Here is a 20,642-nt window from a genome sequence, read left to right on the forward strand (position 1 = left end):
CGATCATGATATTGCATCAACTCATCGACTACGAAGTCCTCCGCGTCATCTGGTGGCTGCTGCTTGGCGTGGTGCTGATCGGTTTTGCCGTGACCGGCGGTTTCGATCTTGGCACGGGCGCGCTGCTGCCTTTCGTTGCGAAAACGGATCTCGAGCGGCGTGTCGTCATCAATTCCATCGGCCCGGTATGGGAAGGCAATCAGGTCTGGCTCATCCTTGGCGGCGGCGCCATCTTCGCCGCGTGGCCGCCGCTTTATGCGGTGTCTTTTTCAGGTTTTTACCTGGCGATGTTCGCCACCCTGTTTGCACTGATCCTGCGGCCGGTGGGGTTCAAATACCGCTCCAAGCGCGAGAGTACGACATGGCGCAGTACCTGGGATTGGGCGCTGTTTGTCGGTGGCTTTGTTCCCGCCCTGATTTTCGGTGTGGCGATCGGCAATGTGCTGCAGGGCGTACCCTTCCGCTTCAACGATGACCTCAGGATTTTTTACGACGGCACGACTTTGTTCGAGCTTCTCAACCCTTACGCAATCCTTTGCGGCCTCGTTTCCGTTTGCATGCTGGTGATGCATGGTGCGGCCTGGCTGGTGCTGAAGACCGAAGGGCCGGTCGCTGCGCGTGCCCGCAGTTTCGGCAGTGTTGCAGCACTTGCCACCACAGGTCTCTTTGCGCTTGGTGGCGTATTGTTGTGGCTCGGTATCGACGGGTATCGCTTCACCTCGGAAGTTGTGACCGACGGTCCGTCCAATCCGTTGTCAAAGACGGTCGAGGTCGCAAGCGGCGTCTGGTTTGCGAATTACGCGGCCCATCCATGGATGATGCTGGCACCGGCGCTCGGTCTTGCCTTCCCGCTCGTCGCCTTCCTGTTGTTAAGGGGCGGGCGTGAGGTGCTGGCGCTGCTTTCCAGTTCGCTTGCGATATTCGGCATCATCTCGACGGTCGGTCTGACGATGTTTCCCTTCATCCTGCCCTCTTCGATCGATCCGAAATCGAGCCTGACGGTCTGGGACGCATCGTCGAGCCATATGACGCTATTCATCATGCTGGTCGTCGCCCTCATCTTCATCCCTATCATCGTCGCTTACACCTCATGGGTCTATCGCGTGCTGTGGGGCAAGGTGGATGAAAAGGCGATCCGTGAAGACAGCGGCCACGCTTATTAATATCGAACAAATACAAGGAGATCGAACATGTGGTATTTCGCCTGGCTGCTCGGCCTGCCTCTCGCCGCCATTTTCGCCGTCATGAACGCCATGTGGTATGAGCTGATGGAAGAAAACGCCAGAAAGGCCGAGGCCAAGCCGGAAAAATAACGCTTCGGGGCACGGGGCAAAAAAAGGGCGGCGTCCAATCTGGATGCCGCCCTTCTTGTAGAAATCGCCGCGATTGACACGCGCGGTTTCAGTGGATCGCGATGCCGCGCTTGTCCGCTTCTTCCTTGATGATGTCTTCGACCAGCGCTCTCTTGAGATTTGGGTTTCCCAGAAGATAGTCGTCGGCAATCTCGAAAATCGATTTCGGATTCTCGGTCCTGTGCAGGGTGTCGAGGTCCTGGCCGATCTGCTCTCGCAAGTCTGAATAGTCGTCCATCGCGGTTCTCCCGGTCACTGGTTCAATGCAGAAGTTCTGCCGGAACCTTGCCGCCGTTTTCAGACAGCTTCTTGATGACAGCCTTGTGCAGCCAGATGTTCATTGTGGCTGAGTCCGAGGTATCACCGGTATAGCCGAGTTCGCTTGCCAGTTCCTTGCGAGCGGTTAGGCTGCTGTCCAGATCGAGCGCTTTCAGAAGATCGACGATCGAATGTTTCCAGTCGAGTTTCTGCCCGTTCTGCTTGACCGCCGCGTCCAGAATGGATGCGACATCGACGCTGCCGGTGGATGCCGGAGCAGCGGCTGTCGGTGCGGGTGCTGCTGGCTGAGCCGGAGCGGCCGGACTTGCGCCTGTCGTAGGCGCGCCAGCTGGCGCCGAAGTCTGCGGTGCAGCCTCTGCCTTGCCAAAAATCGCGTTCTTGATCTTGTCGAAAAAGCTCATTGTGTCCTCCCTCTATCGGCGAAATGCGCGCCCGATGGCAATGAGAATGCATGCGCCGATGAAACCGGCGATAAGGTATCCAATCCAGCCTCCGAGCGAAATGCCCACAAGCCCAAGCAGGAAATTGGCGACGATGGCGCCAACGATGCCGAGAATTATGTTCATGAAAAGACCCATGTTGCTTTTCATGAACTGTTCGGCAAGCCAACCGGCTACGCCGCCGATGATGATTGCTGCAATCCAGCCGATTTGTGCGTCTTCCATAACAGGCCTTTCCTTTGTGAGAGAGGTCCGCAGGCATATGGACAGGCTTTTGCGCGCACTGATCCCCCCGCCTCTTGACCCCAGGCAGGGAATTAACGGCCAATCGAGGATTTTGTTCCGGTCTCCTTGCTTTCGTCAGCTTTGGCTTTGAAAGTCCAGCCCGATATCCAGAACCGGCGCGCTGTGGGTCAGCCAGCCGACGGAGATGAGATCGATGCCGGTTGCTGCAATGGCTGCTGCGGTTTGAGGCGTGATGCGTCCGGAGGCCTCGGTGATGGCGCGTCCGGCGACGATCTGCACCGCGTCGCGCAGCTGTTCCGGCGGCATGTTGTCGAGTAGAACCGCATCGACCCCTTCCTCCATCGCTTCGCGCAATTGCAAGAGCGTATCCACCTCGACCTCGATCTTGACCAGATGTCCGACACCCGCCTTGGCGCTGCGGATAGCGTCACGCACGCCGCCGGCTACGGCGATGTGGTTGTCCTTGATGAGTACAGCATCATAAAGGGCAAAACGGTGGTTCATGCCGCCACCGGCGCGCACGGCATATTTTTCCAGCGCCCTGAGGCCCGGCGTCGTTTTGCGGGTGCAGGCAACCGAGGCTCTGGTGCCGGAGATGGCGGCAGCAATTGTGGCGGTGACGGACGCGATGCCTGAGAGATGGCCGAGAAAATTAAGGGCGGTGCGCTCCGCCGTCAAAAGACCGCGCGAGGGACCCTCGATCGTCGCGATAATATCGCCCGGAGCGACCGCCGCGCCATCCTGCACCTGCCGCCTCATCACGATTGTCGGGTCCACCAACTGGAAAGCCAGTTCTGCGGCATCAAGACCTGCGATGACACCCGGTTCACGCGCCGCCATGACGACGACTGAGCGATGATCAGCGGGGATGACTGCGGCAGACGTGATGTCGCCCGCCAGACCCAGGTCTTCCAGCAGGGCGTTGCGGACAAGCGGCTCCACGATAATGCGTGGCAGAGGGGTGAGGGTCATGTCAGGCGCTCCGCGCAATGCTGGAAGAAAAAAGATTGGACGATAAGAGGTCATGGGCAATGGCGATGACATCGGACAGGCAAAGCCTGCGCCTTGTGGCGGTCGCGTCCTTTTCCGGGAAGTCGTTACGGAAATGGGCCCCGCGCGATTCTCTTCGCAAGGCGGCGAAGACGGCGATTGCGAGCCCGACGATGGCGGGATCGGATGCCGGGCCGCTCTGTTCGGCCAGTGGGAGAAGTTCGCTGATCGCGCTGATCAACCCCGCTTCATGTCTGGCGATGCCGAGATGGCGGGAGACGATGGGCCGGACGACTGACGGGTCTGCTGCCGAAAGAACAGGCGTTGCGAATGGCGTGACAGCTGTCACCCGTTTTGACGCCGGTCGGGCGGCAATATCTTTTGCCGCACGCATGCCCATGGCAGCCGCCTCCAGCAGGGAGTTGCTGGCCAGCCGGTTAGCCCCGTGAAGACCGGTGCAGGCGGTTTCGCCCGCAACCCATAGGCCCGGCACGGAACTACGGCCATTACCATCCGTGGCGACGCCGCCCATGTGGTAGTGAACGGCGGGACGGACGGGCACGAGTTCGCGGGCGGGGTCTATACCAGCCTCGCGGCATAGCAGGTCGATTGACGGGAAACGCGCCGAAAAACCGCTGCCGATCGCCTTGCGGGCATCGAGAAAGACTTTGCCGCCGCGCAGGATTTCCCGGTCGATGGCGCGGGCGACAATATCGCGGGAGGCAAGTTCTGCACCCGGAACGGTCGCCATGAAACGTTCGCCGCTTTCATTGAGAAGAACGGCACCTTCGCCCCGCACTGCCTCGCTGACCAGAGCCAGCGGCCGCCGGGGAGAGGAAAGCGCCGTCGGGTGGAACTGGACGAATTCCATATCAGTGAGGATGGCTCCGGCGCGCGCGGCGAGCATGATCCCCTGTCCGAAATTGCCGGTGGGATTGGTGGTGGCCTCATACAGCCCGCCGAGGCCACCGGTCGCAAGAATGACGTTTGTGGCCGGCAGAACAAAGCTGCCCTTTTGCCCGGCGCAGATGAGACCGGCTATGGCCCCGCCTTCTGTCAGCAGCCGGCGCACCTCCGCACCTTCCAGGACTGCGATGGACGGCGTGTTGAGAACGGCGGCTGCAAGAGCCCTCACAATGGCCGCACCCGAGCCGTCACCTTCGGCATGCAGGATGCGCCGGCGGCCATGGGCGGCTTCCAGCCCGAAAACGAGCCTGCCTTGTGCATCGCGATCGAAACGAACTCCGGCTCGTTCCAGGGCATCGATGACTGCGGGGGCGGTGGAGACGATATCTGCTGCCATAGCCGCGTCACAGAGGCCGTCGCCTGCGGCGAGCGTATCGGCAAGATGCAGTGCAGTGCTGTCGTCAGCGCCAAGGCTTGCAGCAATGCCGCCCTGCGCCCAGGCGCTGGACGTTTCGCCACCGAGCGCGCCGCGGGTCAGAAGCAGGACCGGTTGCGGTGCGAGCGTCAATGCTGCCATCAGGCCGGCAATACCGCTGCCGACGATGACCGTCCTGCCCGCATATTGCGACAGAGCGTCACTCATACCGCCAGCATCCTCTCCACCGCGCGGCGGGCGGCGACCGCAACAGCCGGATCGATTGTCACCTCGTGGCGGTTTTCTTCAAGCGCTGTGCGGATATTGCCGAGCGTGATGCGCTTCATGTGCGGGCAGAGGTTGCAGGGGCGGATGAATTCGACATCGGGATGATGCACGGCGACATTGTCGCTCATCGAGCATTCCGTCAAAAGCACCACGCGGGCCGGTCTTTCCCGGCCGACATAATCCGACATGACAGCGGTCGAGCCGGAAAAATCTGCGGCCTCAACGACATCGGGCGGACATTCGGGATGCGCGAGAACGGTGATGCCGGGATGGCTTTCGCGCAATTCCCTGATGTCGTCGGCGGTGAAAAGCTCATGCACCTCGCAATGGCCGCGCCATGCGATGAGTTCGACATTGGTCTCCCGCGCTACATTCTTCGCCAGATATTCGTCCGGCAGCATCAGCACGCGCGGCACGCCGAGCGATTCCACCACCTGGCGGGCATTGCCGGAGGTGCAGCATATGTCGGAAGCCGCCTTCACCGCCGCCGAGGTATTCACGTAGGTGACGACAGGAACGCCGGGATAGGCCTTGCGCAGAAGTGCGATGTCTTCGGGCGTGATAGAATCGGCGAGCGAGCAGCCGGCGGCCATATCCGGAATAAGCACGGTTTTTCCCGGATTGAGCAGCTTTGCCGTCTCAGCCATGAAATGCACGCCGGCGAGAACGATCACATCCGCTTCTACTTCCATTGCCTTGCGCGCAAGGGCGAGGCTATCGCCAACGATATCGGCAACGCCGTGGAAGATTTCCGGCGTCTGGTAATTATGGGCGAGGATGACGGCGTTGCGCCTGCGCTTCAGATCGAGGATCGCCTCCACATCATCCTGAAAACCCATCCATTCCGCCTTGGGAATGACGCGGCTGACCCGGTCGTAAAGGCTTGCGGCAGATATCTGTTCGTTCACGGCACTCTCCCATTTATACTCTATTTGAGTATATCTACGGCAAAGAGATATTCTCATTGTGAGCATATGTCAATTGCGGGAGAGCGGCAGTTTGGTTCCGGAAAGGGCGCGTTCATCCATAACGGTCTGGCGGAATCGGAAGAGCTTTGCAGGGCGTCCGCCGGTTTCGGTCGCCATGTCGCCAGTTTCTTCCACCAGCTGCTGCTGTTCTATCAGCCGGCGGAAGTTCTGCTTGTGCAGCGTCAGACCGGCGAGCGCCTCCACCGCGCGCTGCAATTGCAGCAGGGTGAAAGCGTCGGCCATCAGTTCGAAAACTACAGGCCGGTATTTGATCTTAGCCCGGAGGCGCGCGATGCCGGTGGCAAGAATGCGGCGGTGATCGGCAAACATCGGTCTGCCGAAATTGATCCGAGGCTCACTCTGGGCTTCTTCGACCAGTCCGGCCTCATAGAGCAATTCGTAGCGCTGAAGTGTCAGTTCCTCGTTCCAGCCGCCGCCATCAAGGCCGAAGGTGAAGTCGGCGCGTAAATGGCGCTGGCCTTTGCAGGCAGGGTCGGAATCCGCCCAGCAGCGCAGCTTCTCGATGATTGTGTCCAGAACCGCCGGCCGGCCCTGCCGATGGTCTTCCCAGGGAAAATACTCGTACCAGCCATGCCAGAGAGGGCGGCCATTGCCAGGCGGCTCCTGTTCGCGAACCAGCCCGAGATAACCGATCGATATGGTTCTTCCGCCAAGAATGTCATTGTTGCGGTCCCGGTCGGCGAAGGTGTAGAGCTGTTCGAGATAGCCGACAGGATGATGTGTCTGTTCGTGTATCCACTCTCTCAACCCGCTCTGAAGCGTCCTGTGTCCGAATTCAAACGGCCCTGATGGAAGTGCCGCGCCCGCCCGCACGGTCATTACCCGCGGCTCGTCCGTGGTGATGGCGGTGACGACGGCGATGAGTTCGGCGTGGGCAAGCCCTATGGTCACGGCGGCTCCTCTGGTAGATGGCGTCGGTATCGACCTTCTTTGGCACAGGAATGCCTGTTCGCCAACAAGCGGGCGGGGAAACGCGGATGCCGCCGCGCATGTAAAACTTTACGTAGCGATCAGACAAAAGAATAAGTGCTTGTGGTTAGTCGCGTATCGTCCTTTATGTTAAGACCCGCGTCAAAAGCATCCATAATGTAGAAGGCCGATGTTAGAGGATATATATCTCGAAGAAACACTTGTGGGTTATTACACCTGGAACGTGGGACAGAATCTGGTTTATCTGGATGCTGTGGCGGCTCGCCTGCGCGAATTTTCCGAAGAGAAAGCCGCCCGCGGCATTCCCGTGGAGGATTTCATAGATCAGATCGAAAGCGGCTCGCGCGCGCGCGTGGCCAAGGCGGTTTACAACTCGCTGACGAACGGCGTGTTCTATGATCAGCAATACCGCATCGAACTCAAATCCGGCGATTTTCGCTGGCTGCGGACAACGGGCAGGGTTATCCTTGATGGTGACCGCATTCCAATCATGGCGATGGGCACGGTGCGAGACATCACCTCGCGCAAGATTTTATTGATGTAATATTTATCGCGTTCGGTCTGTCTTGAAAAACGCCGATCTATTTCTTGTCGATTGTTTTGATGTGCGGTGACATGGTTCGGCAGGTTTTCATTTTGCTGTTTCAGATCGTGCTGGTCACGGGGCTTGGTATAGCCGGCATCCGCATCGCCTCGCTCATGAATGGCGAGGCGGCATATCCAGCGACTGGCCTCTCCGCAAACACGGAAACGCTGTGGACGACCTCTCCGGTCAGGGTCGATCCCCGCCATCAGAATTATGAGCGTATTCCGACCCCGCCCGATCCATACCCCCTGAAAATATATGCGGATCAGCGCCTGCGCGTTGCGTCCAACAATCGCTTCACCTTCAAAGGACAGGAGTTCCGCCTCGCCGGCGTGGAAGACATCGACCGCAACCGGGTTTGCGCCGGACCTGACGGCCGCCGTTATGCCTGCGGCCTGAACGCCTTCAAGGCGCTGGAGAACCGCCTGCGCGGCAAATATCTGGAATGCCGGGTGCTGGAAGAAGGCGGCGGCGTTCCGTCGGTGGAATGTCGGATCAACGGGCAGGATGTGCGGGCGCTCTTGCAATAGTCAACGCGAAGAACAGACAATGCCGCACGAACGCCCGTGCTGGACGATAGAAATTTGTATTTTAGAAGGTTTGGTGGAGCTAAGCGGGATCGAACCGCTGACCTCTTGCATGCCATGCAAGCGCTCTCCCAGCTGAGCTATAGCCCCATAAGGGTTCCGGCATTTCGTCCGGTTCCGGGAACCGAAGCGGCTGTTGTTCCGTTCGGTGGCGGCTTACTACTTCGGCTAATCGAAGAGTGCAAGCACAAAAAACAGCCCGGCTTCATTTTTTTGTCGCCGGGCTGGTTTATCCAATAAGATCAAGCTTCTTCGTCGTCGCCCGGTACGCCGATGATGCCGGACATGTCGTCGTCATCGTCGTCTTCGTCGGCTTCAAGGAAGGTGTCGTCGTCGTCGCCGATTTCCACGTCGTCGTCATCGTCGCCCAGGTCCGGGATATCGTCGCCGCTGTTGTCGCCGTCGGCGTCTTCCAGCGATACGAGTTCGACTTCCGTGTTTTCGGCATCGACTTCCGCGACTTCTTCTTCTTCAGCCTGCTCGAGCTTTGCCTGAGCGGTGCTTTCTTCAAAGAAAGAGAGCGGCCAGGACTTGCCGCTATAGGGAGAAACGACCGGGTCGCGGTTCAGATCGTAGAACTTCTTGCCGGTATCGGGGTCTGTGCGCTTGGTACCAAGGTCCGCTTTTGCCACTGTCTAAGCCTCAAATTGTCGAATGAGTTTCGGTGTGTACGCCGTAAAACCGGCATAGACGGTAAAATTTCTAGCCGGTCCCCTTAATCGTTGCGGTCTTTCGTGTCAAAGACAAACTTTGGAGGCCGCCCTCCCATGATGCGACTTGTATGTCAGGCTGCTCATAAAGATTGGAGGCCGACGCACTCTACTGTATTAATGATGGACGCACAGGCAGAAAGCTTCATGACCTTTACGATTGCCATAGATGGGCCAGCTGCGGCGGGCAAAGGGACCTTGTCACGCAAGATTGCGGAGACCTATGGTTTCCATCATCTCGACACCGGGCTGACCTACAGAGCCACGGCCAAGGCACTTCTTGACGCCGGCCTGTCGCTCGATGACGAGAAAGTCGCTGAAAAGGTGGCGCTGCAACTCGACCTTGCCGGCCTCGACCGCGCGGTGCTTTCAAGGCACGATATCGGCGAGGCGGCGTCCAGGATTGCGGTGATGACGCCGGTGAGGCGCGCGCTCGTGACAGCGCAGCAGCGGTTTGCGGCAAAGGAACCGGGCACGGTTCTGGATGGCCGCGACATCGGCACGGTGGTGTGCCCTGATGCGCCGGTGAAACTCTACGTCACCGCTTCGCCGGACGTGCGGGCGCGCAGGCGTTATGATGAAATTGTCGCCAACGGCAGCGTTGCAGACTACGACGCCATTTTCGCCGAGGTGAAGAAACGCGACGAGCGCGACATGGGCCGAGCCGACAGCCCGTTGAAACCGGCTGAAGACGCGCACTTGCTAGATACGTCGGAAATGAGTATAGAGGCGGCGTTTCAGGCCGCGCGGATGATTATCGACGCCGCCCTGAAGAAACAGGTTTTTCGCGGAACCGCTTGAATCGGTCCGCGTTTAGTCCGGAATTGCCTGAAGACATGTCCTTGCGCCGGGAAGCCTTTTGAAAAGGCGGGCATGGGTTCGGGTATCAACAACGCTAGCCCACCGGCGCTTTTGTATTCGCTCTCGCGCGGATGCAATCAGGAGATTTCATGTCAGTATCTACCCCCACGCGCGAAGATTTCGCAGCGCTTCTCGAAGAATCCTTTGCCTCTAACGATCTTGCCGAAGGCTATGTTGCCAAGGGTATCGTGACGGCAATCGAGAAGGACGTTGCCATCGTCGACGTTGGCCTCAAGGTTGAAGGCCGCGTACCGTTGAAGGAATTCGGCGCGAAGTCCAAGGACGGCACGCTGAAGGTCGGCGACGAAGTCGAAGTTTACGTCGAGCGCATCGAAAACGCACTCGGCGAAGCCGTTCTGTCGCGCGAGAAGGCTCGCCGCGAAGAAAGCTGGGTCAAGCTCGAAGCCAAGTTCGAAGCTGGCGAGCGCGTCGAAGGCGTTATCTTCAACCAGGTCAAGGGTGGTTTCACCGTCGATCTGGACGGCGCCGTTGCCTTCCTTCCGCGTTCGCAGGTCGACATCCGTCCGATCCGCGACGTTACCCCGCTGATGCACAACCCGCAGCCCTTCGAAATCCTCAAGATGGACAAGCGTCGCGGCAACATCGTTGTCTCGCGCCGCACGGTTCTCGAAGAGTCCCGCGCCGAGCAGCGTTCTGAAATCGTTCAGAACCTCGAAGAAGGCCAGGTTGTTGACGGCGTCGTCAAGAACATCACCGATTACGGTGCGTTCGTTGACCTCGGCGGCATCGACGGCCTGCTGCACGTTACCGACATGGCATGGCGCCGCGTCAACCATCCTTCGGAAATCCTCAACATTGGCCAGCAGGTCAAGGTTCAGATCATCCGCATCAACCAGGAAACCCACCGTATCTCGCTCGGCATGAAGCAGCTCGAGTCCGATCCGTGGGATGGCATCTCTGCCAAGTACCCGGTTGGCAAGAAGATTTCCGGTACGGTCACGAACATCACCGACTACGGTGCATTCGTCGAGCTGGAGCCGGGCATCGAAGGCCTGATTCACATTTCCGAAATGTCCTGGACCAAGAAGAACGTACATCCCGGCAAGATCCTGTCCACGAGCCAGGAAGTTGACGTTGTCGTTCTCGAAGTCGATCCGTCCAAGCGCCGTATCTCGCTCGGCCTCAAGCAGACGCTGGAAAACCCGTGGCAGGCATTTGCCTTCAGCCATCCGGCCGGCACTGAAGTCGAAGGCGAAGTCAAGAACAAGACCGAATTCGGCCTGTTCATCGGCCTCGAAGGCGATGTCGACGGCATGGTTCACCTGTCGGATCTCGACTGGAACCGTCCGGGCGAACAGGTCATCGAAGAGTTCAACAAGGGTGACGTGGTCAAGGCCGTCGTTCTCGATGTTGACGTCGAGAAGGAACGCATCTCGCTCGGCATCAAGCAGCTCGGCAAGGATGCTGTCGGTGAAGCCGCAACGTCCGGCGACCTGCGCAAGAACGCAGTCGTTTCGTGCGAAGTCATCGCCGTTAACGACGGTGGCGTGGAAGTGAAGCTCGTCAACCACGAGGACATCACCTCCTTCATCCGCCGCAACGACCTCGCACGCGATCGTGACGATCAGCGTCCGGAGCGTTTCGCAGTTGGCCAGGTTTTCGACGCTCGCGTCGTCAACTTCTCGAAGAAGGACCGCAAGGTCATGCTTTCGATCAAGGCTCTGGAAATCGCTGAAGAGAAGGAAGCCGTCGCACAGTTCGGTTCGTCCGACTCTGGCGCTTCGCTCGGCGACATCCTCGGTGCGGCTCTGAAGAACCGCAGCGAATAATCGCTAGAGATCGTTTGATTTAAAGAACCCGCCGGAATTTTCCGGCGGGTTTTTTGTTGGCTACAGTGTTCGTGGCACAGGCCAATGGGCGGCGCGGAATTCAGTGCATGCCACTCATCTTGAGGTAATAATTTTCCGCACTGTCGTCGAAAGCCGCTGTCCGCGGATTTTCCCCATCGCCAATCTCGTCATTGGCGGCCACCCGCTCTTCCATCTCGTCTTGACCGTCGGGATTTTCGCCCTCCGCCTCGCCATTCGCTTCATCCTCGGAAAATGGACCACGCCCGCGATGCGGCGTTTCCGATTCGTGGTCCTCTTCCGCCGGTGGGTATGCGACGAGCGGTAACGGCGTGCCGTCTTTTGCCAGAGCCGCAGCGATCAGCGATTGCGAAGCCGTTTGTTCCAGCATCGCCATTCTTGCTTCCGGGTCGAGAGCGGCGCGCGGCATGGGCTGGGCTTCTGGCCGGTTGGTAATCGTCTCCGCATCCTCCCCGGTCGGGTGGATGGGCGTTGCGAGGGCAGTTTTTTCGGCAGGCTGCTCTTCGAGTGGTTGCGGTATGGCGCCCGGTGGCGTGGCGGAAAGCTGGGCAGCGGTGGTGGCCTTGACGGGAAGTTTGCCGGCCACTGCAGCAAGGAGCAGGTTTTCCATATCCTTGGCGCCAGCCGTGGACTGGCCGGATGGCGGGTTCAAGGTAGTGCGGGTTTCCCGCGGCTCCAGCTTCATCGTGTCCCGATGCTGAAGTGCAGGGCGCATCTCGGCGTTCTCAGCCCGTGGCGGATTCGCCGGGCGGGCATCTGTCGAAGCTTCTTTTGTTGTGCTGCCCGTTTGCGGCTGAGGCGAGCGTACGGTGCTTTCGGCGGCTTTCCCTTCCGGTTTTGCCGCATCGTGCGGAGAGTCGGACATGTCGGCAGGTGGGGCGGGAAGATTGGCCTGCGGGCCTTGCGGCGCTGCCTGCGCCGCAACCATGGCTTTTATTGCGGCGGCGCTTTGGGCAAGCGGGCCGATGAGCATAGGCAACAGCCGGCCGGGCGCGGCGGCGGTTGCCGGTTGTGCTGTTGTTGTGGTGGTCGTTGCCGGGTTTGGGCGGCCGTCAGCACTCTGGCTCGGGCCGTTCTGCTGTCTCGCTTGCACTGGCTGCGCGGTCACCGGATTGGCCGAATTGTTCTGCTGATAAGAGGACACCACCGCCTTCGCCGCAAGATCCGTTCCCTTGTAGCGGGAAAGTTCGATCAGCAGCGCAAGCCTTGCGGCATCCGGCCCGGTTGGCTGTTTCAGGATTTCTGCGAGCATCGAAAGGCTCAACCCCTGCAGGACTTTGCTGACCTGTTGTTCCAGCGCCAGGCGCTGCGGTGCGGGCAGGGCGCGCAGCGCATCCGTCAGACGCATCACATAGGTTTGAATGGCTTCGCCGTCGCGCCTTGGGAGGTTCATCAGCTTGCCAAGCGCCTCCGCCAGAACGGCGGTGCTGCGGGAAAGCTGATATTCGCTGGCGAGAGAGGTGACTGCGGCTTTGGCGAAAAGACTGCTGCCATTGTCGGGAGCAAGATTGCTTGCCTGCGGCTGCACGGCCTCCTTCGGCTCCCCGCGCTGCGTCTGCGAGGCTGCGGCTCCATAGGCGGCATCGGCTGCCGGAATTTTCGGTACAGGCGGTAACATGCTGCGCTCCGTTCCTATCGATTACCGCCGCTGGCTGCGAAAGGGCCAGTCCCTGGCTCTCTGATCCGCATTTGGCCTATGTTGAAAGATTGCCGCGCCGGTGATGTACAGGTGTCATCTCGCCCGCTCATGCGGGAGCGCCGTGTGCGTCGCTGGCAGGAATGCCAGCTCTTCGCGATGCACACAGAATCATCAACCCTGAGTCTGGGCCGTAGATATTAAGAATTCGCTAACCATAAAAATCGTGTCGATATGGCAATCAGGGAGAGACGCTGATGAACATGCGGTAAAGCCCGTTATCGTCGGAATTGACCGATGAAATATGGTCCGGTTCGCTATCCGCTGCCTCAAAGGCTTCCGGTGGCATCGCGTCGAGCCAGCTTGCCTTGGGAAAACCTCTCTCGGGGCGATTTTCCACGGGGGCGATGAGGTTGTCTTCCTCGCTTGCGGCAACGAAATTGTCGTCATTCGGCGCCAGCGGCGGAGCGGCGATGGAGAGCAGCGCTTGCGCCGCATTTGGTTCGGCATCGAGGCCGGCGCTGCCGGATATGCCGGAAATTTGAGACATGTTTGAACTCACATCATGTTTCGCTCAAGTGACTATCGGTAGCGGCGAGATCATGCCGCCCTCTTCTTCAGCAGTGCATAAATTCCATTGTCGTCTATCGAGATCGGCAAAATGGCGCTGCGGGCGTTATCGACGACTGCCTGAACATCAAGCAGTTTTTCGGCGTCGTCTTTCTGATCGGCTTCCGTCTTGGTTGCGGCGTCTGTCTCTGCGGGTTCGTTGTCATTTTCAGCCTGGGCCGTTTCGCTTGATGGCGTTGCCGCGAGCACGGAGATAAGGGCGATTTCCGATGAAATATCGACCGGGCCTTGCCCGTCAGTGCCTTGCGCTTTTTCTTCGGCGGCAGCGTCTATGTGTTCCTTCACGACGTCCTGAAGTTTTTGCACATCCTCCAGCTTGCCCTGTGCGTCTCGGGTCTGGATATCCTCTTCCCGCTCCGCCGCAACTTCGGCATCGTTGATTTCGCCCATGCGGTTTTTGCCGCGTTCGGCCTGCAATTCTTCCTTGGTTTTCGGATCGGCAACGTCTTCCAGGCGCTGGATGACCTTCATGGTTTCCCGTGTCATGAATTGGGTGCCCTGCGCCTGATCGTTCAGCGCATTCTTCACGGCGCGTGCCGCATCGCCAAATGGGTTTGCGATTGCGGCGATCATCTGCTGCGCGGAAATACCAAGTTCCTTGAGGCCAGTCGATTCTTCGAGATCATTGACATTTTTGGGTGCGGTGGCGCGCACTGCCATGATTGCTTTCGACATCTGCACGCCGAAATCTTCTTCCTTGCCGCTCAGGCCGGCATTTTGGGCAATGCGTGCGGCAAGTGCTGCCATGGGCGCGGTCTTGGCAGTTACGCCGTTATTCAGGACTTCCACGACCTGCGCTTCCGAAACGCCGAAGGATTTCAGCGAAATCGTCGTGGCTTTTCCTGCCGCATCGGTTTTTTCAAAGCCGTCGGTCAGGGTCAGCGCGTCCTGAAGCCTTTGTGCGAAAGCGGCGTTCGATTCATTGTTTTCCTGGGTGATGCCAAGCGCAGACGAGAAACGGGAGACAAGCGAGGCGAAGGCATCGCCATCAGGCTTCATGGCGCCGAACAGATAGGCGCTTATCTTTTCATTGGCAACGCGATGGCTTTGGTCCGGCTGCGGCTGGGTCTTTATCGTCTCGTCTTTTTTGGTACCGTTCGCTTTTTCCTGCTCTTCGCGATGGCGTTCCTCAATGGTTTCCACCATCGACCGCATGAGGTCGCTGACTGCAATGCTTGCCGTCTGCTGCAACGGTGTAATCATCTGGAAGTCCCCGGCCACCCAAAGTTGCGGCCGAGAATAGGCAGTTTCGGTAAATCAGTCCTTAAACGAAGCGTGAAACCGCTCAGCTATGGGCGAAGATATCCGTTTCGTCCCAGCCCAGAAGATCGAGCTTGGCACGGGTCGGCAGAAACGCGAAACAGGCATCGGCATGATCGAGGCGACCATCACGCACGAGGCGGTGTGTCAGCTTGTCGCGCAGCGCATGCAAATGCAGCACATCGGATGCAGCATATTCGAGCTGTGCGGGTGACAGTTTTTCTGCTGCCCAGTCGGACGATTGCTGCGCCTTGGAGATGTCGACCTCAAGCATTTCCTTCAGATTGTCCTTCAGCCCGTGCCGGTCGGTATAGGTGCGGGTCAGGCGGGAGGCGATCTTGGTGCAGAAAACCGGCGTCGTCGTCACACCGAACGTGTGGAACAGAACGGCGATATCGAAACGGCCATAGTGAAAAATCTTCTGCCGGGCAGGGTCTGCAAGCATATGGGTGAGGTTTGGAGCCTCCTTCTGGCCGGCGGCGATGCGGATGATATCCGCCGTACCGTCTCCAGGAGAAAGCTGAACGACACAGAGACGGTCGCGGCGTGGCACCAGCCCCAGTGTTTCCGTATCGATTGCGATGGCGCCAAGGTAGCGTGCGGCATCTGCGGCGGAAATATCGCCTTCGTGATAACGGATGGTTGCTGCCATTGTCTTGCTCCGGGAATGTCCAGTTCGTTGCTCCGGCTATAACGGAAAGACAGGTTTGACGATACCGTTTTGTAGGTCGCTCCGACGCGCCTTGGCGCATGTCCGCTTGGTACTTGCGTTTGCGAAAGTCTCCGGGTTAGGTTTGCGGAAATCCTGTTTCTCCAAATTGTATGAAATTTCCTATGACAAAGAAAATCTATCTCGCCGGGCCGGAGGTCTTCCTCCCGAATGCCCGTGAAATGCTCGACCTCAAGGCCTCGCTTGCACGCGAGGCCGGGTTTACGCCGCTTTCGCCGGGCGATTTGGAAATTCCGCCCGCGGACACGAAAATCGGCCACGGCTGCAACATCAATGCCATAGACGAGCGGATGATGCTGGAAGCGGATGCGGTCATCGCCAATCTCACGCCGTTTCGCGGCATCGCCGCCGATACGGGAACGAGCTACGAACTGGGGTTCATGTGCGCGCTGGGCAAGCCGGTTTTCGCCTACACCAATGTCGCGGCCAATCACTTCACCCGTATTAAGGCGCAATATAACGGTGTTGCCGTAATCGATGAAACAGGGCGCTATCGCGGTCCGGATGGTTTGTCGATCGAGAATTTCGACATGGTCGACAATCTCATGCTGCACGGCGGAATTTTGCGGCGCGGCGGCGTCGTAATCGTCGGCAACGCCACGGCAGAGGCCCTCTATACGGATCTCGAGGCGTATAAGCGCTGCCTGGCGGCCGCCGCTGAAAAATTACTGACACAGACCGATCCCGACAGAACGAATTTACTGGAGACATCATCATGAGCGGTACCATCCTCATCACCGGCGCCACGTCCGGCTTCGGACAGGCCACGGCGCGGCGCTTCGTCAAGGAAGGCTGGAAGGTCATCGGCACAGGTCGGCGGGCGGAACGGCTGGAGGCCCTGGCGCAAGAACTCGGCTCCGCCTTTCACGGCGCTGCCTTCGATGTTACCGACGAAGATGCCACTAAAAAGGCACTTGCGGCTTTGCCGGAAGGTTTCCGGGACATCGATATTCTCGTCAACAATGCGGGGCTTGCGCTCGGCACCGCACCTGCACCGCAGGTGCCGCTGAAAGACTGGCAGACCATGGTGAACACCAACATCACCGGTCTTTTGAACATCACCCACCATCTTTTGCCCACGTTGATCGACCGCAAGGGCATTGTCATCAACCTTTCCTCGGTAGCTGCGCACTGGCCCTATGCGGGCGGCAATGTCTATGCCGGAACGAAAGCCTTCCTGCGGCAATTCTCGCTCGGTCTGCGCTCCGACCTGCATGGCAAGGGCGTGCGCGTCACCTCGATCGAACCGGGCATGTGCGAAACGGAATTCACGCTTGTTCGCACCGGCGGCAATCAGGATGCCTCGGACAATCTTTACAAGGGCGTCAATCCGATCACGGCCGAGGATATCGCCAATACGATCCATTGGGTCGCCTCGCAGCCCAAACATATCAACATCAACAGCCTCGAACTCATGCCGGTCAACCAGTCCTTTGCCGGTTTCCAAGTGCATCGGGAAAGTTGATTTCCAACGTTTTCTGCGGGAGTGCTAAAAAACAAAGCAGGAATTTTCGAGCTATGCAAAAATGCAATGCTGCATTGCGAGACTTGCTCTGTTAAAAATCGCGGATACCGCTATATTCAAAACATCGAAGCGACGCACTCCTCCTCCCAGTGTCGCTCGATGCGGATCGGTGGTACTCCTCCTCCCAATCACCGATCAAGTTTGAAGCCTGCCGCACCTCCTCCCGCGGCAGGCTTTTTCCTTTTCTGGGCTTCTTTTTCCAATGCATCTTGCGGTGAGGTTTCTGCGCGCCGTCTGCGCCCGGATGACCGATACCCCGCTTTTCCCCTTAAGTTTCCGGGGGATTTCTGATTTTCCCGTCAAGGCGATGATTGTCGAAATCGGGCGCGTGTCGATCACGATTTCGTTATGTCTAGATGAATATGCACAGTTTTGTGGCGGTGCATGGTGTTGGCCCATTGCTTAGGCCCCGGCCTGTGTTTAAGCATTGGCAAAAGAACGCTTGGGAGTTGCCGACACGCTTGTGTCTGTGCGCCTGAAAGCGGCGGGGAGAGAATGGCAGACTTTCAAGAGGCGCTGAAGCGGTTTCAGCCGATCGCGGTTTCATCGATCGCTGAAGACGAGCTCGGGTTGCGGTTGCGCGGCCTGCAAGCGCAGCTAATCCAGCAAAATATCAAGGCGGTCTGGCTCGATGCATCATCGTCGCTGACCTATTATACTGGCCTGTCGCTTGGTCTTTCGGAGCGCATTCACGGCGCCCTGGTGCCGGCAAAAGGCAAGCCGGTCTATGTCAGTCCGGCATTTGAGGAGCCGAAACTACGGACGATGATCCGTATCGAGGGCGAAGTTGCCGTCTGGGAAGAGGATGAAAGTCCTTTTGACCTGATGGCAAAGCGCATCGAAGCGCTCGGCTGTCCCGGCCACCTTGTCGCGATCGATCCTGCCACTCCTTTCGTTTTCGCATCGGCCCTGATGCAGCGTCTGGAAGGCCGCATCATTTCCGCCCAGCCGATGATTGTCGCACAGCGGCAGGTCAAATCCGCAGCCGAGATTGCCATCATCCAGGCGGCGATGGATGCGAGCTACGGCGTGCAGAAGGCCGTGTTCGAGGGGCTGCGTCCCGGCATATCCACCACGGAAGTGGCTGACTTCGTTAACGCCGCACATGTTGCGCTTGGCATGAAGCCGCTTTTCGTGGCGGTTCAGTTCGGCGAGGCGACGGCTTATCCGCATGGCGTGCCCTATGCGCAGACGCTTGTTGACGGCGACATGGTGCTGGTCGATCTCGGCGGCATCCTTCATGGCTATCGTTCGGATATCACCCGCACCTATGTGTTCGGCCAGCCGACGGAACGGCAGCGTTTTCTCTGGAACGCCGAGCGGGACGCGCAGGCTGCTGCCTTTGACGCGGCCCGGGTCGGTGCTGCCTGCTCGGACGTGGACAAGGCCGCGCGCGACAGCCTGAAGGCGGCCGGTTTTGGGCCGGATTATCGGGTTCCGGGTCTACCGCATCGCACCGGCCATGGGCTTGGGCTGGATATTCACGAAGAACCCTATATCGTTGCAGGAAATGCCACGGCACTTCAGCCGGGAATGTGCTTTTCCATCGAGCCGATGCTGTGCGTTTATGGGGAATGCGGCGTCCGTCTCGAGGATATAGCTTATATGACGGAGGCGGGACCACGCTGGTTCTGCCCGCCGGAAAAGAACCTCGACCGGCTGTTCCAGCCGGTCGCCGGGTAATTGGTCGGGAGGCACAGGACCGAACGGCGACACGGGGCTCCGCGTCGTCGCTGACCAGGACAGGTAGGCCCCTTAAAACGGGGTCGCATAAACTCAGAAAAAGAGGGAAAGGACCACCAGATGAAAACGCTGACCCGCAGTTTGCTTATAGCCTCTGCGCTTGCGATGGCTTCCGCCGTGCCCGCCATGGCGAAGACCTTCGTTTATTGCTCCGAGGCATCTCCGGAAGGCTTCGATCCTTCGCCTTACACCGCCGGCGGCACCTTCGATGCCTCCGCGCATCCGGTCTACAACCGTCTGACCGAGTTCAAGAAGGGCACGACCGAAGTTGAGCCAGGCCTTGCCGAAAAGTGGGAAGTTTCGAGCGATGGCCTCGAATACACGTTCCACCTGCGCAAGGGCGTAAAGTGGCACTCCAACGAGAAGTTCACGCCAAGCCGCGATTTCAACGCCGATGATGTGATCTTCAGCTACAACCGCCAGGGTGACACAAAGAACCCGTGGAACCAGTATATCGCAGGCATCACGTACGAATATTACAACTCCATGGAAATGCCGTCGCTGATCAAGGAAATCGTCAAGGTTGACGATTACACCGTGAAGTTCGTGCTGACCCGTCCTGAAGCTCCGTTCCTTGCCAATATCGCGATGCCTTTCGCTTCGATCGTTTCGAAGGAATATGCTGATACGCTTGATAAGGCCGGCACCAAGGAAGACTTCAACAACCTGCCGATCGGCACCGGCCCGTTCAAGTTCGTCGCCTATCAGAAGGACGCGGTCATCCGCTACCAGAAGAACGCCGACTACTGGGGCGAAGCTCCGAAGATCGACGATCTGATCTTCGCGATCACGCCGGACGCTGCCGTTCGTCTGCAGAAGCTGAAGGCTGGCGAATGCCACCTTATGCCTTATCCGGCCCCGGCCGACCTCGCCACCATTCGTGCCGATTCCAACCTCAAGCTCGATGAACAGCCGGGCCTGAACGTTGCCTACTTCGCCTACAACACCACTGTTGCACCTTTCGACAAGCCGGAAGTCCGCAAGGCGCTGAACATGGCGATGAACAAGCAGGCCATCATCGACGCCGTATTCCAGGGTGCCGGCACGGTTGCCAAGAACCCGATCCCGCCGACGATGTGGTCCTACAACGACAGCATCAAGGACGATCCTTACGATCCGGAAGCTGCCAAGAAGGCTCTCGAAGCCGCTGGCGTCAAGGATCTGACGATGAAGATCTGGGCGATGCCGGTTCAGCGTCCATACATGCCGAATGCCCGCCGCACCGCCGAGCTGATCCAGTCGGATTTCGCGAAGGTTGGCGTCAAGGCCGAGATCGTCTCCTTCGAATGGGGTGAATACCTCAAGAAGTCGACTGAAGTGAACCGCGACGGTGCCGTCATCCTCGGCTGGACCGGCGACAACGGTGACCCTGATAACTTCATGGGCGTTCTGCTTTCCTGCGCTGCAACCGGCGAAGGCGGTGCAAACCGTGCTCAGTGGTGCAATAAGGAGTTCTCCGAACTGCTTTCCAAGGCAAAGCAGACCACTGACGTTGCCGAGCGCACAAAGCTTTATGAGCAGGCGCAGGTGATCTTCAAGGAACAGGCTCCGTGGGCGACGCTTGCGCACTCCACGCAGTTCGTTCCGATGTCCGCCAAGGTTTCCGGCTTCACCATGAGCCCGCTTGGCGACTTCACCTTCGAATCCGTCGATATCGCTGAGTAATCCCAAACAACAGGACGCGCGGAAGAACTCAGGTTCTTTCGCGCG

Annotated in this window: 22 protein-coding genes and 1 tRNA gene; 10 read left to right on the top strand and 13 right to left on the bottom strand. The window is 58.8% G+C overall.

Annotated elements, in window-relative coordinates; translation table 11 throughout:
* Positions 1-5: 5 nt before the first annotated feature.
* Both cydB and cydX read left to right on the top strand, forming a co-directional pair.
* Complete coding sequence (cydB, locus tag ACQZ6D_RS25795) at positions 6-1,163, top strand: cytochrome d ubiquinol oxidase subunit II (RefSeq protein WP_111802028.1); 1,158 nt, start codon at positions 6-8, stop codon at positions 1,161-1,163.
* A gap of 27 nt (positions 1,164-1,190) precedes the next feature.
* Positions 1,191-1,313, top strand: coding sequence for a cytochrome bd-I oxidase subunit CydX (cydX, locus tag ACQZ6D_RS25800; RefSeq protein ID WP_003498405.1), 123 nt, complete (start codon positions 1,191-1,193; stop codon positions 1,311-1,313).
* Between the two features lie 88 nt (positions 1,314-1,401).
* Here cydX and ACQZ6D_RS25805 read toward each other — a convergent pair whose 3' ends face one another.
* The 7 genes from ACQZ6D_RS25805 to ACQZ6D_RS25835 form a co-directional block, all read right to left on the bottom strand.
* A complete protein-coding gene (locus tag ACQZ6D_RS25805; protein ID WP_038494645.1) occupies positions 1,402-1,590 on the bottom strand; it encodes a hypothetical protein in 189 nt (62 codons plus the stop codon).
* A gap of 22 nt (positions 1,591-1,612) precedes the next feature.
* Positions 1,613-2,032, bottom strand: coding sequence for a DUF3597 domain-containing protein (locus ACQZ6D_RS25810; protein ID WP_004431862.1), 420 nt, complete (start codon positions 2,030-2,032; stop codon positions 1,613-1,615).
* A gap of 12 nt (positions 2,033-2,044) precedes the next feature.
* Positions 2,045-2,296, bottom strand: a complete 252-nt coding sequence (locus ACQZ6D_RS25815; protein ID WP_004431872.1) for a GlsB/YeaQ/YmgE family stress response membrane protein — start codon at positions 2,294-2,296, stop codon at positions 2,045-2,047.
* A gap of 135 nt (positions 2,297-2,431) precedes the next feature.
* Entirely contained in the window at positions 2,432-3,289 is an 858-nt protein-coding gene (gene nadC / locus ACQZ6D_RS25820; RefSeq protein WP_111802027.1) for a carboxylating nicotinate-nucleotide diphosphorylase, read from the bottom strand.
* 1 nt (position 3,290) lies between these two features.
* Entirely contained in the window at positions 3,291-4,856 is a 1,566-nt protein-coding gene (locus ACQZ6D_RS25825) for an L-aspartate oxidase (protein WP_111802026.1), read from the bottom strand.
* The gene (gene nadA, locus ACQZ6D_RS25830) at positions 4,853-5,824 is read right to left on the bottom strand and encodes a quinolinate synthase NadA (RefSeq protein ID WP_013762087.1); all 972 of its coding nucleotides are present in this window, start codon (positions 5,822-5,824) and stop codon (positions 4,853-4,855) included. Before nadA ends, ACQZ6D_RS25825 begins: the two co-directional genes overlap by 4 nt.
* A gap of 69 nt (positions 5,825-5,893) precedes the next feature.
* Positions 5,894-6,796 carry an NUDIX hydrolase gene (locus tag ACQZ6D_RS25835; protein ID WP_448730417.1) on the bottom strand — a complete coding sequence of 301 codons (903 nt, stop codon included), beginning with the start codon at positions 6,794-6,796 and terminating at the stop codon, positions 5,894-5,896.
* 208 nt (positions 6,797-7,004) lie between these two features.
* Here ACQZ6D_RS25835 and ACQZ6D_RS25840 point away from each other — a divergent pair, with 208 nt between their 5' ends.
* Positions 7,005-7,379: a PAS domain-containing protein gene (locus ACQZ6D_RS25840; RefSeq protein ID WP_004431894.1), complete on the top strand. Its 375-nt coding sequence runs from the start codon at positions 7,005-7,007 to the stop codon at positions 7,377-7,379.
* 71 nt (positions 7,380-7,450) lie between these two features.
* Positions 7,451-7,951 (top strand): hypothetical protein, encoded by a 501-nt coding sequence (locus tag ACQZ6D_RS25845; RefSeq protein WP_025595216.1) that lies wholly within the window; start codon positions 7,451-7,453, stop codon positions 7,949-7,951.
* A gap of 71 nt (positions 7,952-8,022) precedes the next feature.
* Here ACQZ6D_RS25845 and ACQZ6D_RS25850 read toward each other — a convergent pair.
* A tRNA-Ala gene (locus tag ACQZ6D_RS25850) sits at positions 8,023-8,098 on the bottom strand.
* 152 nt (positions 8,099-8,250) lie between these two features.
* Complete coding sequence (locus tag ACQZ6D_RS25855; protein ID WP_004431900.1) at positions 8,251-8,640, bottom strand: TIGR02300 family protein; 390 nt, start codon at positions 8,638-8,640, stop codon at positions 8,251-8,253.
* Positions 8,641-8,838: 198 nt separating this feature from the next.
* On the opposite strand from ACQZ6D_RS25855, the gene cmk reads away from it, so the two are divergent.
* Together cmk and rpsA are read left to right on the top strand one after the other, a co-directional pair.
* Positions 8,839-9,519 carry a (d)CMP kinase gene (gene cmk / locus ACQZ6D_RS25860; RefSeq protein ID WP_004431904.1) on the top strand — a complete coding sequence of 227 codons (681 nt, stop codon included), beginning with the start codon at positions 8,839-8,841 and terminating at the stop codon, positions 9,517-9,519.
* A 149-nt stretch (positions 9,520-9,668) separates the two neighbouring features.
* A complete protein-coding gene (rpsA, locus tag ACQZ6D_RS25865) occupies positions 9,669-11,369 on the top strand; it encodes a 30S ribosomal protein S1 (protein WP_004431908.1) in 1,701 nt (566 codons plus the stop codon).
* A gap of 100 nt (positions 11,370-11,469) precedes the next feature.
* Here rpsA and ACQZ6D_RS25870 read toward each other — a convergent pair whose 3' ends face one another.
* The 4 genes from ACQZ6D_RS25870 to ACQZ6D_RS25885 all read right to left on the bottom strand — a co-directional run bounded on the left by ACQZ6D_RS25870 (position 11,470) and on the right by ACQZ6D_RS25885 (position 15,586).
* Complete coding sequence (locus tag ACQZ6D_RS25870) at positions 11,470-13,026, bottom strand: hypothetical protein (protein WP_448730416.1); 1,557 nt, start codon at positions 13,024-13,026, stop codon at positions 11,470-11,472.
* A 259-nt stretch (positions 13,027-13,285) separates the two neighbouring features.
* A complete protein-coding gene (locus tag ACQZ6D_RS25875; RefSeq protein WP_004431913.1) occupies positions 13,286-13,594 on the bottom strand; it encodes a hypothetical protein in 309 nt (102 codons plus the stop codon).
* A 50-nt stretch (positions 13,595-13,644) separates the two neighbouring features.
* The gene (locus ACQZ6D_RS25880; protein ID WP_448730415.1) at positions 13,645-14,877 is read right to left on the bottom strand and encodes a hypothetical protein; all 1,233 of its coding nucleotides are present in this window, start codon (positions 14,875-14,877) and stop codon (positions 13,645-13,647) included.
* Between the two features lie 82 nt (positions 14,878-14,959).
* The gene (locus tag ACQZ6D_RS25885) at positions 14,960-15,586 is read right to left on the bottom strand and encodes a ribonuclease D (protein ID WP_448730414.1); all 627 of its coding nucleotides are present in this window, start codon (positions 15,584-15,586) and stop codon (positions 14,960-14,962) included.
* A gap of 182 nt (positions 15,587-15,768) precedes the next feature.
* Here ACQZ6D_RS25885 and ACQZ6D_RS25890 point away from each other — a divergent pair, with 182 nt between their 5' ends.
* The 4 genes from ACQZ6D_RS25890 (at position 15,769) to ACQZ6D_RS25905 (ending at position 20,597) form a co-directional block, all read left to right on the top strand.
* Positions 15,769-16,383, top strand: a complete 615-nt coding sequence (locus ACQZ6D_RS25890) for a nucleoside 2-deoxyribosyltransferase (protein ID WP_149910677.1) — start codon at positions 15,769-15,771, stop codon at positions 16,381-16,383.
* Positions 16,380-17,129, top strand: coding sequence for an SDR family oxidoreductase (locus tag ACQZ6D_RS25895; RefSeq protein ID WP_004431929.1), 750 nt, complete (start codon positions 16,380-16,382; stop codon positions 17,127-17,129). The genes ACQZ6D_RS25890 and ACQZ6D_RS25895 overlap by 4 nt, the downstream gene beginning before the upstream one ends.
* A 555-nt stretch (positions 17,130-17,684) precedes the next feature.
* Positions 17,685-18,872 carry a M24 family metallopeptidase gene (locus ACQZ6D_RS25900; protein ID WP_448730413.1) on the top strand — a complete coding sequence of 396 codons (1,188 nt, stop codon included), beginning with the start codon at positions 17,685-17,687 and terminating at the stop codon, positions 18,870-18,872.
* 120 nt (positions 18,873-18,992) lie between these two features.
* Positions 18,993-20,597: an ABC transporter substrate-binding protein gene (locus tag ACQZ6D_RS25905; protein WP_004431933.1), complete on the top strand. Its 1,605-nt coding sequence runs from the start codon at positions 18,993-18,995 to the stop codon at positions 20,595-20,597.
* Positions 20,598-20,642: the final 45 nt, after the last annotated feature.

It is taken from the genome of Agrobacterium sp. 22-3639C2 (assembly GCF_053522105.1).